We start from the raw sequence: 14,815 nt of genomic DNA, 5'->3' as shown, positions 1-14,815 counted from the left end.
TACGGCAGAACCGGACAGCCCTGAAACCTTCACGAAAATAACCCCAAGATATCCCTGCCACCTTGAAATCGGCGGCGGCGTGCCTATATAGCGAAAAGCTATTCAGGGTTTAGTTGAAATTTATTTTAAGTATTTAGCCCAGGCGCATACCATTGCTCCTGTCTTCTCAACCAACGACGAAAACGACTCAGATAAGGAGTTTTTCAATGTCCGTAATCAATACTGAAATCAAACCTTTCAAGGCTTCCGCATTCAAGAACGGCGAGTTCTTCGACCTGACCGAAGCTGACGTGAAGGGCAAGTGGGCCGTGTTCTTCTTCTACCCGGCCGACTTCACCTTCGTCTGCCCGACCGAGCTCGAAGACTTGGGCGAGCATTACGACATGCTCCAGAAGCTGGACGTCGAAGTCTATGCCGTGTCGACCGACACGCACTTCAGCCACAAGGCCTGGCACGACACTTCGGACAAGATCGGCAAGCTCAACTTCCCGTTCCTGGGCGACCAGAACCACAACCTCGCAACCAATTTCGACGTGCTGCGTGAGGGTGCCGGCCTGGCCGACCGCGCGACCTTCGTGATCGATCCCGATGGCGTGATTCAGCTGGTCGAACAGACCTGCGAAGGCGTTGGCCGCAATGCCAACGAACTGGTCCGCAAAATCCGCGCTGCCCAGTATGTCCGCAACAACCCCGGCCAGGTCTGCCCGGCCGCATGGGAAGAAGGCGAAGAAACCCTCGCGCCCTCGCTCGACCTCGTCGGCAAGATCTGACGCGCGACTTATGCAGATTGGGTGGGCGTACATGGGATGCCCACCCATGAACCCGAGCGCAAATCTCGGGTCGCTGGAAGGCCCGGGGCAAACCCCTCCCTCCCCCTCGCCCCGGGCCTTTTTGCTTCACTTCCCCCGCTATCGACACCCGGAGTCTCGCCATGCTCGACGCCACGATGAAACAGCAGCTGACCGCCTATCTCGCCAATCTGCGCGAGCCGGTGGAGCTGGTCGCTTCGCTCGATGACAGCGCGAAGAGCGCGCAGACGCGCGAACTGCTCGAGGAAATCGCCGCGCTGCACGACATGGTCCGCGCAAGTTTCGACGGGACCGATCCACGCAAACCCAGCTTCGTGATCCGCCGCGCCAGCGATGCGGAAAAGTGGGTACGATTTGCCGGCCTGCCGATGGGCCACGAATTCACCTCCCTGGTGCTCGCCCTGCTGTGGGCCGGGGGCCATCCGCCCAAGGTCGACGCCGATTTGATCGAGCAGGTTCGCGGGCTGGAGGGCGACTATCATTTCGAGATGTATTTCTCGCTGTCCTGTCACAATTGCCCGGACGTGGTGCAGGCGCTGACGCTGATGGCGCTGGAGAACCCGCGCATCACCGCGACGTTGATCGAAGGCGGGACTTACAAGGACGAAGTCGATGCACGCGAAGTCATGGCCGTGCCTGCGACCTTCCTCAACGGCGAACCGTTCTGGAACGGGAAGATGGAGCTGGGTGAGATTCTCAGCCGGCTCGACAGCAATGCCGATGCCAAGGCGGCGGAGAAGCTTGCCGCGAAAGAGCCCTTCGAGGTGCTGGTTATCGGCGGCGGCCCGGCCGGCGCCGCGACCGCGATCTACACGGCGCGCAAGGGCTTCCGCACCGGGATCGCGGCGGAACGCTTCGGCGGCCAGTTGCACGACACGCTGGGGATCGAGAACCTGCCCGGCACACCCTATACCGAAGGACCCAAGCTGGCGGGCGAGCTCAAGCGCCACGTCGGCGAATACGACATAGACCTGATGGACCTGGCCAGGGCGGTAAAGCTGGTCCCGGCCAAAGCCGAAGGCGGCCTGCACACCATCGAGCTTGGCAATGGTGCCAGCCTCAAGGCCCGCAGCCTGATCCTCGCCACCGGCGCGCGCTGGCGCAATCTCGGCGTCCCGGGCGAGGCGGAATATCGCAACAAGGGCGTGGCCTATTGCCCGCACTGCGACGGGCCATTGTTCAAGGGCAAGCGCATCGCGGTGATTGGCGGAGGCAATTCGGGCGTCGAAGCCGCTATCGACCTCGCCAAGATCGTCGGCCACGTCACGCTGATCGAATATGACGAAAAGCTGCGCGCCGACGAAGTGCTGCAGGCCAAACTGCGTTCGCTCGGCAACGTCGAGATCATCACGAGCGGCCAGACCACCGAGATCACTGGCAAGGACGGCAAGGTTGATGGCCTTGTGCTCAAGCACCGCAAATCCGGCGAGGAACGCCGGATCACGCTTGAGGGCGTTTTCGTCCAGATCGGCCTCGTCCCCAACACCGAATGGTTGCAGGACAGCGGGCTGGACCTGACGAAGTTCGGCGAGATCGTGACCGACGCCGAGGGGCGAACCAACCTGCCCGGCATCTTCGGCGCGGGCGACGTGACCGATGTGCCCTACAAGCAGATCGTGGTGGCGATGGGCGAAGGCTCAAAGGCGGGCCTTTCGGCTTTCGACTACCTGATCCGAACAGAGCCGGCCGAAGAGATCGCCGAAGCCGCCTGATCGGCCGCATCCACCGAGCCGAAGCGCCGCGATCCAGCTGGATTCGCGGCGCTTTTCGTTTGGATCGAAACATTGCAGATCAATCGGTTCAAACAATCAATTTGAACCGATTAATCGATTGGACGCATTACCGCCAAAGCGTCATCCTCCGCAGGTAGCAAGGGAAAGACCCCGAGTCTCAAGCAGAGGAGAGAGCATCCATGGACGCGAAAACCGGTTCGATCAGCGGCGAATGCCCGTACCAGCACGATATGGGTGCCCGCAGCCTGCTGGGCCGCACGAACGACGATTGGTGGCCCAACAACATCCCTCTCAACCTGATGAGCGATCGCGGCCTGTCCCCAAACCCGCTGGGTGAGGATTTCGACTATGCCGCGGCCTTCAAGACGCTCGACTATGCCGCGCTGAAGGCCGACCTGACCGCGCTGATGACCGACAGCCAGGATTGGTGGCCGGCCGACTATGGCCATTACGGCCCCTTCATGATCCGCATGGCATGGCACGCGGCGGGTACCTATCGCGTGCATGACGGCCGCGGCGGCGCGGGCGAAGGTCAGCAGCGTTTCGCCCCGCTGAACAGCTGGCCCGACAACGGCAACCTCGACAAGGCCCGTCGTCTGCTGTGGCCGATCAAGCAGAAGTACGGCGACGCACTGAGCTGGGCCGATCTCTTCGTACTCGCGGGCAATGTCGCGATCGAATCCATGGGCGGCCCGACCTTTGGGTTCGGCGGCGGTCGCCCCGACGTGTTCTATCCCGAGAAGGTCTATTGGGGCACCGAAGACGAGTGGGTGAACACCGGTGCGCAGACCCGCAACCAGCCGGACAAAGGGTGGTCGATCGAAGACCCGCTGGCCGCGATCCAGATGGGGCTGATCTACGTCAATCCGGAAGGCCCGGGCGGCAACCCCAACGACATGGCCGGCATGGCGCGCGACATGCGCGACACCTTCTCACGCATGGCGATGGATGACGAGGAAACCGTCGCGCTGACCGCTGGCGGGCACACCTTTGGTAAGTGTCACGGCAATGGCGATGCCAGCCTGCTCGGCCCGGCGCCCGAAGGGACAGACATGGCCTCACAAGGCTTCGGCTGGCACAATCCCAACGCCGATGGCTTGCCGGATTCGGCGATCACTTCGGGCATCGAAGGCCCGTGGACCAACACGCCGTTCGAATGGACGCAGAACTATTTCCGGCTGCTGTTCAAATACGAATACAAGCTGGTGAAATCGCCAGCCGGTGCCAACATGTGGACCCCGATCGATCCCGATCCGGCCGACCTGGCGCCATCCGCCGGTGACCCGAACGTCAAGGTCCCGACGATCATGACCACCGCCGACATGGCGCTGAAGATGGATCCGGAATACCGCAAGATCTCCGCACGCTTCGCCGAAGATCACGGGGCCTTCAAGGACGCCTTCGCCCGCGCTTGGTTCAAGCTGACCCACCGCGACATGGGTCCGAAGTCGCGCTATCTCGGCCCCGAAGTGCCTGCCGAAGACCTGATCTGGCAGGATCCGGTTCCCGCCGGAACCAAGCCTTCGGACGCAGACGTGGCCGCGTTCAAGGCGGCGGTTCTCGGCAGCGGATTGAGCGTCAGCGAATTGGTCAAGGCGGCCTGGGCCTCGGCCTCCACCTATCGCCGGACCGACCATCGCGGCGGCGCCAATGGCGCGCGGGTGCGGCTTACCCCGCAGTCGGGCTGGGCGGTGAACGACCCGGACGAACTGGCCAAGGTTCTCGCCAAGCTTGACGGTTTGCGCGGCAAGCTCTCGATGGCTGACGCGATCGTCCTGGCCGGGACGGCGGCTGTCGAAAAGGCGGCCAAGGATGCTGGCCACAGCGTGACCGCCACGGTTTCGACCGGGCGCGGCGATGCCTCGGCCGAACAGACCGATGCGGATAGCTTCGAATGGCTCAAGCCGCTCGCCGACGGCTTCCGCAACTACCGTTCGGGCAAGCTCAGCGTCTCAACCGAAGACCTGTTGGTCGATCGTGCCGACCTGCTGGGCCTGACCGTTCCGGAAATGACGGTGCTTGTCGGCGGGTTGCGCGTGCTGGGCGCCAATGCCGGCAACACCGGCCATGGCGTCTTCACCGACCGCAAGGGCCAGTTGACCAACGACTTCTTCGTCAACCTGCTCGACATGTCGACCAAGTGGTCGGCGACCGATGCGGACGAGGAAGAATTCGAAGGTACCTGCCGCAAGACCGGCGCGAAGAAGTATACCGCGACCCGGGCCGACCTGGTGTTCGGTTCGAACTCGCAGCTGCGCGCCGTAGCCGAAGTCTATGCCCAGAACGGCAATGAGGCGAAGTTCGTGAAGGACTTCGTTGCCGCGTGGACCAAGGTAATGGACGCGGATCGCTTCGACCTCGCCTGAGGCGCGACGAGGTTCCGCAGGAGGCCCCTGGCAGCGATGCCGGGGGCCTTTTGCTTGCCTGCCGCAATAGTTGCGATATGCGGTGCCGATGGACAGGCAAACCTCGACCGCCGCGCGCGCTTTGGCCGCCACCACTGCGGTGGCGATCATTGCCGCGCTGACCTTGCAGACCACGCTTAATCTCGAGCGCGACGGATCGCCCTTGATCGCCTTCGGCCTGCTTCTGCGGTTCTTCACGATCTGGAGCAACATTGCCGCTGCGGTTGCGATGGGATGGGTGGCATCGGGCCGGCGGGTTCCGCAGCCGCTGCTGTTTGCGCTGGCTACCGCGCTGACCATCGTCGGGCTGGTCTATTGGACCCTGCTCGCGATCGATCATCACCCTCAAGGGCTCGATCGTGCAACCAACCAGGTGTTCCATACCTTCGCGCCGGTCGCGACGATCGCCTGGTGGCTGCATTTCACCCCGCCGCAGGCGGTTTCGCGCCGGACGCTCCCAGTGGTGATGGTTGCGCCGATCCTTTACACCGTCTTCGCCCTGGCGAACGGGGCGCTGACCGGTTTCTATCCCTATTTCTTTCTCGATCGGTCGAAGTTCGGCTGGGACCAGCTGGCGCTCAACATCACCGGGCTTTCGCTATTTTTCCTGGCAATGGGTGCGCTGCTGCTAGGCCTCAAGCGGCTTGTCAGCGCTCGCGCCTGAGCACGATGTAGAGCGCCCCGTCGCCGCCATGGCGCTGGTGTGCGCGACGGACTGCGGCGATCGCGGAATGATGGCTCGATGCGGCCAACCAGTCGAGCACCTTGGCACGGATCGCCCCGCGCCGTTCGGCCCGGTCCGCCGCTTCCACCGGGCGTGACTTGCCGGTTACCAGCAGGATCGTGCGGGCGCCCATCGCGCGGGCCTGTGCAATCCCGCTCATCAGCCGGTCATAGGCAGCGTCGAGGTTGTGGCCATGCAGGTCGAGCGTGAGTTCGGGCTGCAGCGTACCTGCCTTGAGCCGCCGGTCCCAATGCGAATCGAGGCCCTGCGGCTTAGGCTGCGGCAGCACGGGCGGGGCCGTCTGTTTGGGTGTGGCGGGTGGAGGAGTCTTGGCTTTGGGCTTGGGCTTCTCGACCGAGACAATGGTCGCGATCGGCGGCACCGGCTTGCGCGGATGCAAAGGCTGCACGGTAGCGGCGAGCTTCTCCCAGGCGGCGCTTTCCTCCGCAGTCAGACCACGCGGCGCGCTCACTGCGACTGGTGACGGGCAAGGGTCCCGCGTGGCAGCAGGACCAGCGCGGAGCCGCGCCCGCTCATCCCACCGGCAATGGCCCGCGCATCGGCGCCATTGCCCCAGAAGGTATCGAAGCGGTTGAGCCCCTTGATCGCGCCGCCAGTATCCTGCGCGATCCACAATCCGTCGGCCTCATTGCGGTCGAGGTCGAGGAATACCGGCGCGCCAAGCGGCACGAAATTGGGATCGACCGCTACCGAAGCTTCGCGCCGCACCGGCACTTCGAGCGCACCCAGCGGCCCATCGGTGGTCAGTTCTCGGAAGAAGATCCAGCTCTTGTTGAGCCGCATCAGCTCGCGCCCCTCCGTCGGATAATCATGGATATACTGGATGATCCCCTGCATCGAGCCGGGATATTTGCCGGGCCCCTCGCCAAGCAGCCCGCGCTCCCGCATGATCGAGCCGATACCGACATATTCGCGGCCGTTCTGTCCCGCATAGCCAATCCGCATCAGCGAACCGTCGGGCAGGCGCAACAGGCCTGAACCCTGGATCTGGAGGAAGAAGAACTCGATCGGGTCGGCCGCCCAAGCGATCTCGAGGCCCCGACCTTCAAGCGCCCCGTCCTCGATCTCCGCCCGCTCGAAATAGGGAACGAAAATGCCGGACGCATCATAGCGCCCCAGCGGCGGGCGACCGATCCGTTCGCTCTCGGGCTTATCAGCCGGCCAGGCGCGTACCAGGTCGTCGGGCAGCCTGTAGACGGGCACGTCGTATCCCGACGCCCTGGTGCGGCTGCCACGGATCTCGGGCTCGAAATAGCCGGTGGCGAAGGCCGCACCGTCGCCGACCCGGGCGGTTTCGAAATAGGTCGAGAAGAAGCGCCCCGCATCGCCGATAGGCCAGCGCTGGGCCGCCTCGCAGGCCGGGCGCCAGTCTTCTGCCACGGTCAGCCCGCTGCTATCCTTGCGGCCCAGCATCTTGGGGCATGATTCATTGAAGGAGGAAAGTGCGGTTCCTGCGTCGTCGGATGCGATGCCAAGCGCACCCACATCCGGCCCACGGGCCAATCCGGCGAAGGCCGCAGATGCGACACTCGTTACCACCGGCGGGGTGCCGATCGCCCGCGGCGGCGTGGATTGGGGAACCACGCGAACGCAACCGGCAAGCAGCACCATCGCCGCAAGGACAAGCCAGCCGCGCATATTCCCTCCCCGGTGTTGCCAAGTAGCGGGCGATCAGCCCTGGTCGGTCTCGTCGAGCACCCAGTCTGGCGAACGGGCATCGACATTGCGCGAGAAGGTCCACACGTCGCGGCTCTCGATTGCATCGTCGAGCGAACCGGCCACGACATTGCCATCCTTGTCACGCGTGACGGCAGCGATATCGGCGACAAACAACACCGCGATGCGCGCCGTGCGGCCATCCAGCTCTGCCGAACGCACGGTTGCATCCTCGATCCGGATCAGGCGGTTATCGAGCGTTTCACCCGCACCCTCACGCATATCGATCGCGCTGCTGAAACCGGCATAGACATCGTCGTCGGTCAACTCGCGCAGCGTGGCCTTATCGCCCTTCCAGAACGCGTCGAGGATCATGCCATAGGCACCCTTGGCACCTTCAAGGAAGGCGAGCAGGTCGAAGCGAGGATCGGCCGCAGCAATCGCCCGCACCCCGGCCTCGTTGGCAGGTGCGCGATTGTCCGAAGAACGCAGTGTGACCGGCTGGCGCAGCGGGGTCGGCTCGGCCATCGGCGGTTGAGCCACATCACCGCGATCGAAGCGGTGCGGGATCACCTCTTCTTCATGCTCCGAGCGGCGCCCGAGCACCGAATAGAGTCGCAGCCCCAGGAAGGCGGCGATCATGGCGAGGATGACGATTTCGGTAATCACAGTTCGGTAGTCCGCTAGTCCCTGTCGGCACAGGAGTGTTCTGTGCCTTTCTGCCCTAGATAGGGAAGAATTACAAACCGACAATGTTCCTACGATGAACGGCACGGGGGCTGCGAAGGGTGTTGAACCGCGCATTGCTAGGCGATGCGGCAAGTGCTAGGCGCGCGCAACCAAGCGCCCGGGGGTCGGCAGACGGCTTCGGGTATTACCAGACCTGTTTTGAAAGATGTGCTGACATGGCCGATGATGGCGACGTTTTGACCAACCTCAACCTCGATCCCGCAGCCGGTGCCAATGGCGCCGACAATCAGCCTGCGGTCGGTGTCATCACGCAATATGTGAAGGACCTGTCGGTCGAGAATCCCAATGCCCCCGCCTGCTTCCAGTGGGCCGGACAGCCGCAGCTCGACGTGCAGTTCAACATCGGGGCCGAAGGCATCAGCGACGAAACGCATGAAGTAACGCTCAAGATCACCGCCAATGCCAAGGTCGATCAGGGCCAGCTTTACCTGGTCGAACTGACCTATTGCGGCCTGATCGGCATTCGCAACCTGCCCGACGAGCACGCGCATGCTTTCCTGTTTGCCGAGGCGCCGCGCCTGCTGTTCCCCTTCGCCCGCCGCGTGATCGGCGATGCAACCCGCGATGCCGGCTTCCCGCCGCTGATGCTCGATCCGATCGATTTCGGCTCGCTCTACCAGCAGCAGCTCGCCGCGCGCGCCGCGGAGCAGGGTACTGTCACCACAAGCCCGGGCGGCCAGGCCTGACGCTGGGCCGGTCAGACAGAGGCCCGCTGTGAGCCTCGTCAGGAACGTTGGTACGATCGGCGGACTGACACTGGTCAGCCGCATCTTCGGTTTTGCCCGCGACATGCTGCTGGCCCGCGTGCTTGGCGCTGGGCTGGCGGCGGATGCCTGGCAACTCGCCTTCACCCTGCCCAATACATTCCGCCGCCTGTTTGCCGAAGGCGCTTTCAGCGTCGCCTTCGTGCCGATGTACACGCGGCGCTTGCATGCAGAGGAAGGCGGCGGCGAAGAGGCCGCCGACCGGTTCGCGACCGACGTGCTTTCGGTTTTCGTGTGGGTCCTGCTGGGCTTCTCGGCGCTTTGCATGATCGCGATGCCGGGGATCGTCTGGATGCTCGCGCGCGAGTATCAGTCGGTCGAAGGGAAGTTTGAACTCTCAGTCATGCTTAGCCGCGTGACCTTTCCCTACCTGGCCCTGGTCAGCCTGGTGGCCATGCTATCCGGCCTTCTCAATGCGCGCTCGAGGTTTGCGCCCGGGGCCTTCGTACCGGTGCTGCTCAACATCGTGATGATCGGCGGCATCGTGACCGGTTGGTACCTGCGCGGCGCGAGCGATGACGACACGATCGTGGCCTGGTCGCTGGCGATCTCGCTGGCGCTCGCCGGCGTGGCACAGCTGGCCTACATGTGGTGGGCCACGCGCCGTGCTGGCGTCCAGCTGAGGATCACCACACCCAAGTTTACACCCGAAGTGAAGCGTCTGGCGATGCTCATGCTTCCGGCAACCTTCGGGGCCGGCATTTATCAGATCAGCCAGTTGGTCGACACATTCTTCGCCACCAGCCTGCCGCAAGGTTCACTGACATTGCTCAAGCTTGCCGACCGGCTCAACCAGATGCCGCTGGGCGTGTTCGGCATTGCGTTGGGCACCGCGATCTTGCCGATGCTGGCGCGCCATATCCAGTCCGGCAACAATGCCGAAGCACAGCGCCTGCAAGCCAATGCGATTGAAATTGCCATGCTTCTGTGCCTGCCCTGTGCGGTCGCCTTGTCGATCTGCGCCGAGGCATTCACGGCCGGTATCTTCCAGGGTGGCAAGATGACCCCCGAAGATACTGCGCTGATGGGCAATATCGTAATCGCGTTGGTCTGCGGGCTGCCTGCCTATGTCCTGATCAAGGTGTTCCAGCCCGCCTTCTTCAGCCGCGAAGACACGCGGACCCCTGTGTGGGTTGCTGCCGGCGCATTGGCGATCAATGTCGCGCTGAATTTCTATGTCGTGCCACGTTATGGCATCACCGGGCTCGCCGCTGCGACCGCCGTCACCGCCACGCTCAATGTGCTGACGCTCTACACCATCCTGCAGATCCGCGGGTGGTTTCACTTTACTGGCAAACTTGCGGGGAAGATCATGCGACAGTTGGTCGCAACGGCCGCGATGGGCGCCATCTTGTGGTGGCTCACACCACAGCTCGAGCCTTTCTGGCGCGGTGATGCCTTGGGCCGGATCTGGTCGCTCTCGCTGCTGGTCATCGCCGGAGCGGGGATATTCTTCGGCACCGCCTATCTGGTCGGCGCACTCGACAAGGACCTGCTGGCACAGCTTCGACGCAGGCGGCCGGCCGAACCGGTCGATCTTGCCGATTGATCCGCCTGTGTTAAAGCACGCGCAAATGACCAAGATGTCTCTCTCTTCCAGCGTTGCCCCGCGCCGCTTTGCGGTTCGTGGGCGGGCGGCCTGGCGATGGCTTTGACGCTCCAATCCTGAGCACCTCTCGCCCTGGCTAACGGGCGAACCATCACATACGAAAGAGATCAATTATGCGCGTCGTTTCCGGCATCCAGCCCACCGGCAATCTCCACCTCGGCAACTACCTGGGGGCGATCCGCAACTGGGTGCGCATGCAGGACGAAATGGCCGAAGGCAGCCAATGCCTGTTCTTCCTGGCGGACCTCCACGCGATCAGCCAACCGCACAATCCGGCCGAACTGCGCAAGGGCACGCTCGAAATGGCCGCGGCACTTGTCGCCTGCGGGATCGATCCGCAGCATTCGGTGCTGTTCAACCAGACACAGGTTCCCGCGCATGCAGAGCTGCAATGGCTGTTGAGCGGCACCGCGCGGATGGGCTGGCTCAACCGCATGACGCAGTGGAAGGACAAGGCGGGCAAGAACCGCGAAGGCCAGTCGGTTGCGCTGTTCACCTATCCGGTGCTGCAGGCCGCCGACGTGCTGCTCTACCAGGCGACCCACGTCCCCGTGGGAGAAGACCAGAAACAACACCTCGAGCTGGCACGCGACATCGCACAGAAGTTCAACAACGACTTCGCATCGGAAGAAGCGCCGGTCTTCACCCTGCCCGAACCGATCGTGCCGCCGCAGGCGGCGCGGATCATGAGCCTGCGCGACGGGACTGCCAAGATGAGCAAGTCAGACCCGTCCGACATGAGCCGCATCAACTTGGTCGACGATGCCGACGAGGTGATGAAGAAGGTCAAGAAGGCCAAGACCGATCCCGAACCGCTTCCGAGCGAGGAAGCGGGCCTGGAAGGTCGGCCCGAAGCGCTCAACCTGGTGACGATCTATGCCGCGCTGACCGACGGGACGGTGGCAGCCGTGCTGCGCGACTTCGGCGGCGAAGGTTTCGGCAAGTTCAAGCCCGCGCTGGGCGAAGTACTGGTCGAGACGCTGCGCCCGATCTCCACGCGTTTCACCGAATTGCTCGGCGACCACGAAGCGCTCGACGCGATCCTCGCACGCGGGGCAAGCCATGCGCGCGAAATCGGCCGCCCGACGCTGGACGCTGCCTATGAGGCCCTGGGCCTGGTACGCGGCTAAAGCCGCAACGCGATGCGGTGCACCCATTCAAACCGGGTTCATCGACAATCCGGTAGAAAAGTGCATATTCGCTAACAGTTTGCCGAGGGGGAAGCGGTAGACTGCGCGGGCGACCGAACTCGTGTACAACCTATATCGTCACTCGAAAGGGACTGAGTATGACCGAGCGCAAAGGTTGGGGGCAGAAACTCAAGCTTGCCACCGTGCCGCTGATCCTGGCCAGCCTTGCGGCCTGCGCGACGCCGTTCAAGGCCGATGTCTCGCGCTACCAGTCGCAGCTGCCTGCGCCAGGCGCCGGCGAAAGCTATTATGTCGTAGCGGACGATCCGGCCCTGGCTGGCGGACTCGAGTTCGCGCAGTACGCAGACCTCGTCGAAGCACAGATGAACCGCCTCGGCTATGCAGAAGCCGCCTCGCCCGAGGCTGCCAGCCTGTTGGTGCGGTTCGATTACGATATCGACAAGGGGCGAGAGAAGGTCCGTTCGACCGGGTTCGCCGACCCCTTCTATTCGCCGTGGTACGGGTTCAGCCGTCCCTATTATCGATCCTATTACCGGCCGCGCTTTTACGGGCGCACCTGGGGCTATGGCTTCTACGATCCGTGGTTCGACAATGGCTATGAAAGCTACACGGTCTACACCAGCGGGATCGAGATGAAGATCGACCGCGCGGCGACCGGCGAACGACTTTTCGAAGGCAAGGCGCAGGCGGTGTCGACGTCGAGCAGGCTGCAGTACCTCGTGCCCAATTTGGTCGAAGCGATGTTTACCGACTTCCCCGGCAATTCGGGTGAGACCCTGCGCATCTCGATCGCGCCGGAAAAGAAGACCGTCCGCAAGGTCGATTGACCTTCTTCTGAAACGCAGGCGCGGGCTTCACCGATCACGGTGGGGCCCGCGTTTTGGCGACAGGACCCCCATAGCGTGATCAGCTGACGGGTTAGAGTTTTACGTGCCCGCCGGTTGAGCCGAAGCCGCCCTCACCCCGCTGGGTGGCATCCAGTTCCTCGACCTCTTTCCAGATCGCCTGCGTCACCGGAGCCAGCACAAGCTGGGCGATCCGATCGCCGCGCGCGATCGCGAAATCTTCGGTCCCATGGTTGATCATGATGACCTTAAGCTCGCCGCGATAATCGCTGTCGATCGTACCCGGCGTATTGGGCACGGTGATGCCATGCTTGAGCGCGAGGCCCGAACGCGGCCGCACCTGGATTTCATAGCCATCGGGTATCGCCACCGAGAGCCCAGTCGCGACCGCATGGCGAGCACCCGGAGCGATTGTGACTGCTTCGGCCGCCACCACATCCATGCCCGCCGCGCCCGGCGTGGCATAGGTTGGCAATTCCAAACCGTGACCATGGGGCAGCCGCTTGATGCGCACCCCGACACGATCAGTCATGCGCATCGTCTCCCGAGCCGGAGAGCGCCTCGGCAGCCATCTTGACCAGTTCGCGCGCAACATCTTCCTTGGGCATTTCGGGTAGGCTCTTGACCCCGCTCGACGTCACCACATGGACCTGATTGAGATCGCCGCCCATCACGCTTTCGCCCTCGGTAAAGGCGACATTGTTGGCGATGATCCAGTCTGCACCCTTGCGCTTGCGTTTGGACTTGGCGTTCTCGACCACGTTTTCGGTCTCGGCCGCGAAGCCGACCAGCAGCGTGGGTCGTTTCTTGCCCGCAGCAGTGTTGGCCAGGATATCGGGGTTTTCCGCAAGAATCAGTGCCGGCGGGGCCGACCCGCGCTTCTTCATCTTTTCAGCGGCGACGTGGCGGCTCTTCCAGTCGGCCACCGCAGCGACCATGAAGGCCACGTCGGCCGGCAGCGCACGGCGCACCTCTTCGGCCATGTCGTCGGCAGTCTCCACGTCGACGCGATCGACACCCGCAGGCGTGGGCAAATGCACCGGCCCCGTGACCAGCGTGACGCGGGCGCCCGCGGCGGCAGCCATCGCGGCGATGGCGAAACCTTGCTTCCCGCTAGAGCGGTTGGCGATATAACGCACCGGGTCGATCGGCTCGCGCGTCGGTCCGGCAGTGACCAGCACATGCTTGCCCTCGAGTGGGCGATTCTGCGGATCGGCATCGAACACGGCCTGCCCTGCAATTGCCGAGTCCACGAACTCCACCGGCCCCCGCTGGACCTCTTCGGGCATCGGTTGCGGCCGCGCACTGGCATCGAGCTTGGCCACCTCGTGATTGATCGCGTCGGGATCGGTCGGCGGTGCTGAAGCAGCCTTGCCCTTCTTGGCCAGCAGCGGCCCTGCCGTCGCCGGATCGAACTCAGGCTCGGCAATCGGTTCTTCAAGCTCTGCCGCTTCGGAATCCTCAAGGGCCGCGAATTCGGCTTCGATTTCCTCATGGCTGCGGCGATTGGTGCTGCGCGGGATGATCGCGCTGAGCAGACCGCCAAGGCCGAGGCCGCTCTTGCTCTCGTGCTCGTCGGCTTCCTCCGCCTCCTCGGGCTCAAGCGCTTCGGCCGCCAGATCGTCGAGCGAATCCTTTGGCGCGGCGAGCTGCGCCGGTGCCGGGGCGGGAAGTTCGGGCAGTTCGATGTCGAGCTTGAGCTCTTCCGCGATGCGGGCGAGGATCGCTGCAGGTTCGGGCAGGCGCCCGGGACCGAATTCGCCGCAAGCCATCGGACCTTCGTCCGGATCCATCACCCCGACGCCTGCCTGGCGCAGCCAGTCGGCATTGCGCTGGGTCGCCGAATGCTCCCACATCTTCACGTTCATGGCTGGCACGGTCAGCACCGGCTTGTCGGTGGCGAGAATCAGCGTGGTGGCCAGATCATCGGCAATGCCCGCCGCCATCTTGGCCAGCAGGTCCGCGGTGGCGGGGCACACGACAACCAGATCCGCTTCGCGGCTCAGCTGGATGTGGCCCATCTCGACCTCGTCCTTCAGGTCGAACAGCGAGGTATAGACCTTGTTCTCGGACAAGGCAGCAAGCGCCATGGGGGTCACGAATTGCTGGCCGCCCTCGGTCAGAACGCAGGTCACCGAGCCACCCGCCTTGCGGATCAGCCGGACGAGTTCGCACGATTTGTAGGCGGCAATGCCGCCGCCGATGACCAGCAGGATACGCGGGCCACTCAAGCCCCCATCCTCGCGGATTTCATGCTGCGCACGGTTACCCGCGCGGATCGGCGAATGCATTCCCATCGTCTCATTACCGCGCTTGCTAGCGCCCCCTGTTCGTCATTGCCAGCGCCG

The 14,815-nt window shown here is 63.6% G+C and carries 13 protein-coding genes; 8 read left to right on the top strand and 5 right to left on the bottom strand.

Features of this window, described 5'->3' with window-relative positions; all coding sequences use genetic code 11:
• Nucleotides 1–206 precede the first annotated feature (206 nt).
• The 4 genes from ahpC (at nucleotide 207) to AAFM29_RS00325 (ending at nucleotide 5,611) form a co-directional block, all read left to right on the top strand.
• Entirely contained in the window at nucleotides 207–770 is a 564-nt protein-coding gene (gene ahpC, locus AAFM29_RS00340; RefSeq protein ID WP_341710827.1) for an alkyl hydroperoxide reductase subunit C, read from the top strand.
• A gap of 161 nt (nucleotides 771–931) precedes the next feature.
• Nucleotides 932–2,521, top strand: coding sequence for an alkyl hydroperoxide reductase subunit F (gene ahpF, locus AAFM29_RS00335; protein ID WP_341710826.1), 1,590 nt, complete (start codon nucleotides 932–934; stop codon nucleotides 2,519–2,521).
• Between the two features lie 200 nt (nucleotides 2,522–2,721).
• Nucleotides 2,722–4,908 carry a catalase/peroxidase HPI gene (gene katG, locus AAFM29_RS00330; protein WP_341710825.1) on the top strand — a complete coding sequence of 729 codons (2,187 nt, stop codon included), beginning with the start codon at nucleotides 2,722–2,724 and terminating at the stop codon, nucleotides 4,906–4,908.
• A gap of 88 nt (nucleotides 4,909–4,996) precedes the next feature.
• A complete protein-coding gene (locus tag AAFM29_RS00325; RefSeq protein ID WP_341710824.1) occupies nucleotides 4,997–5,611 on the top strand; it encodes a Pr6Pr family membrane protein in 615 nt (204 codons plus the stop codon).
• Here AAFM29_RS00325 and AAFM29_RS00320 read toward each other — a convergent pair.
• Genes AAFM29_RS00320 through AAFM29_RS00310 form a run of 3 tightly spaced genes read right to left on the bottom strand, consistent with a single transcriptional unit; the run spans nucleotide 5,595 to nucleotide 8,017 of the window.
• Complete coding sequence (locus AAFM29_RS00320) at nucleotides 5,595–6,143, bottom strand: Smr/MutS family protein (RefSeq protein WP_341710823.1); 549 nt, start codon at nucleotides 6,141–6,143, stop codon at nucleotides 5,595–5,597. The genes AAFM29_RS00325 and AAFM29_RS00320 overlap by 17 nt on opposite strands.
• Nucleotides 6,140–7,330: a murein transglycosylase A gene (locus AAFM29_RS00315; protein WP_341710822.1), complete on the bottom strand. Its 1,191-nt coding sequence runs from the start codon at nucleotides 7,328–7,330 to the stop codon at nucleotides 6,140–6,142. Before AAFM29_RS00315 ends, AAFM29_RS00320 begins: the two co-directional genes overlap by 4 nt.
• Before the next feature lie 33 nt (nucleotides 7,331–7,363).
• Nucleotides 7,364–8,017: a Tim44/TimA family putative adaptor protein gene (locus AAFM29_RS00310; RefSeq protein WP_341710821.1), complete on the bottom strand. Its 654-nt coding sequence runs from the start codon at nucleotides 8,015–8,017 to the stop codon at nucleotides 7,364–7,366.
• Between the two features lie 236 nt (nucleotides 8,018–8,253).
• Between AAFM29_RS00310 and secB the strand changes: the two genes are divergently transcribed.
• The 4 genes from secB (at nucleotide 8,254) to AAFM29_RS00290 (ending at nucleotide 12,449) form a co-directional block, all read left to right on the top strand.
• Nucleotides 8,254–8,784 carry a protein-export chaperone SecB gene (secB, locus tag AAFM29_RS00305; protein WP_341710820.1) on the top strand — a complete coding sequence of 177 codons (531 nt, stop codon included), beginning with the start codon at nucleotides 8,254–8,256 and terminating at the stop codon, nucleotides 8,782–8,784.
• A 28-nt stretch (nucleotides 8,785–8,812) separates the two neighbouring features.
• Nucleotides 8,813–10,411, top strand: coding sequence for a murein biosynthesis integral membrane protein MurJ (gene murJ, locus AAFM29_RS00300; protein ID WP_341710819.1), 1,599 nt, complete (start codon nucleotides 8,813–8,815; stop codon nucleotides 10,409–10,411).
• Between the two features lie 173 nt (nucleotides 10,412–10,584).
• Nucleotides 10,585–11,601: a tryptophan--tRNA ligase gene (gene trpS / locus AAFM29_RS00295; RefSeq protein ID WP_341710818.1), complete on the top strand. Its 1,017-nt coding sequence runs from the start codon at nucleotides 10,585–10,587 to the stop codon at nucleotides 11,599–11,601.
• Between the two features lie 158 nt (nucleotides 11,602–11,759).
• Nucleotides 11,760–12,449, top strand: coding sequence for a DUF4136 domain-containing protein (locus AAFM29_RS00290; RefSeq protein ID WP_341710817.1), 690 nt, complete (start codon nucleotides 11,760–11,762; stop codon nucleotides 12,447–12,449).
• A 91-nt stretch (nucleotides 12,450–12,540) separates the two neighbouring features.
• On the opposite strand, the gene dut is transcribed toward AAFM29_RS00290, so the two are convergent.
• Nucleotides 12,541–12,999: a dUTP diphosphatase gene (dut, locus tag AAFM29_RS00285; protein WP_341710816.1), complete on the bottom strand. Its 459-nt coding sequence runs from the start codon at nucleotides 12,997–12,999 to the stop codon at nucleotides 12,541–12,543.
• On the bottom strand, nucleotides 12,992–14,758 hold the full coding sequence (locus tag AAFM29_RS00280; RefSeq protein ID WP_341710815.1) for a bifunctional phosphopantothenoylcysteine decarboxylase/phosphopantothenate synthase: 1,767 nt from the start codon (nucleotides 14,756–14,758) through the stop codon (nucleotides 12,992–12,994). Before AAFM29_RS00280 ends, dut begins: the two co-directional genes overlap by 8 nt.
• Between the last annotated feature and the right edge of the window lie 57 nt (nucleotides 14,759–14,815).

Origin of the sequence: Erythrobacter sp., from assembly GCF_038133525.1 — a bacterium.
Taxonomy (GTDB): Bacteria; Pseudomonadota; Alphaproteobacteria; order Sphingomonadales; family Sphingomonadaceae; genus Qipengyuania.
The sequence above is the reverse complement of the archived record's forward strand: the minus strand, read 5'-3'. Positions and strand labels throughout refer to the sequence as shown.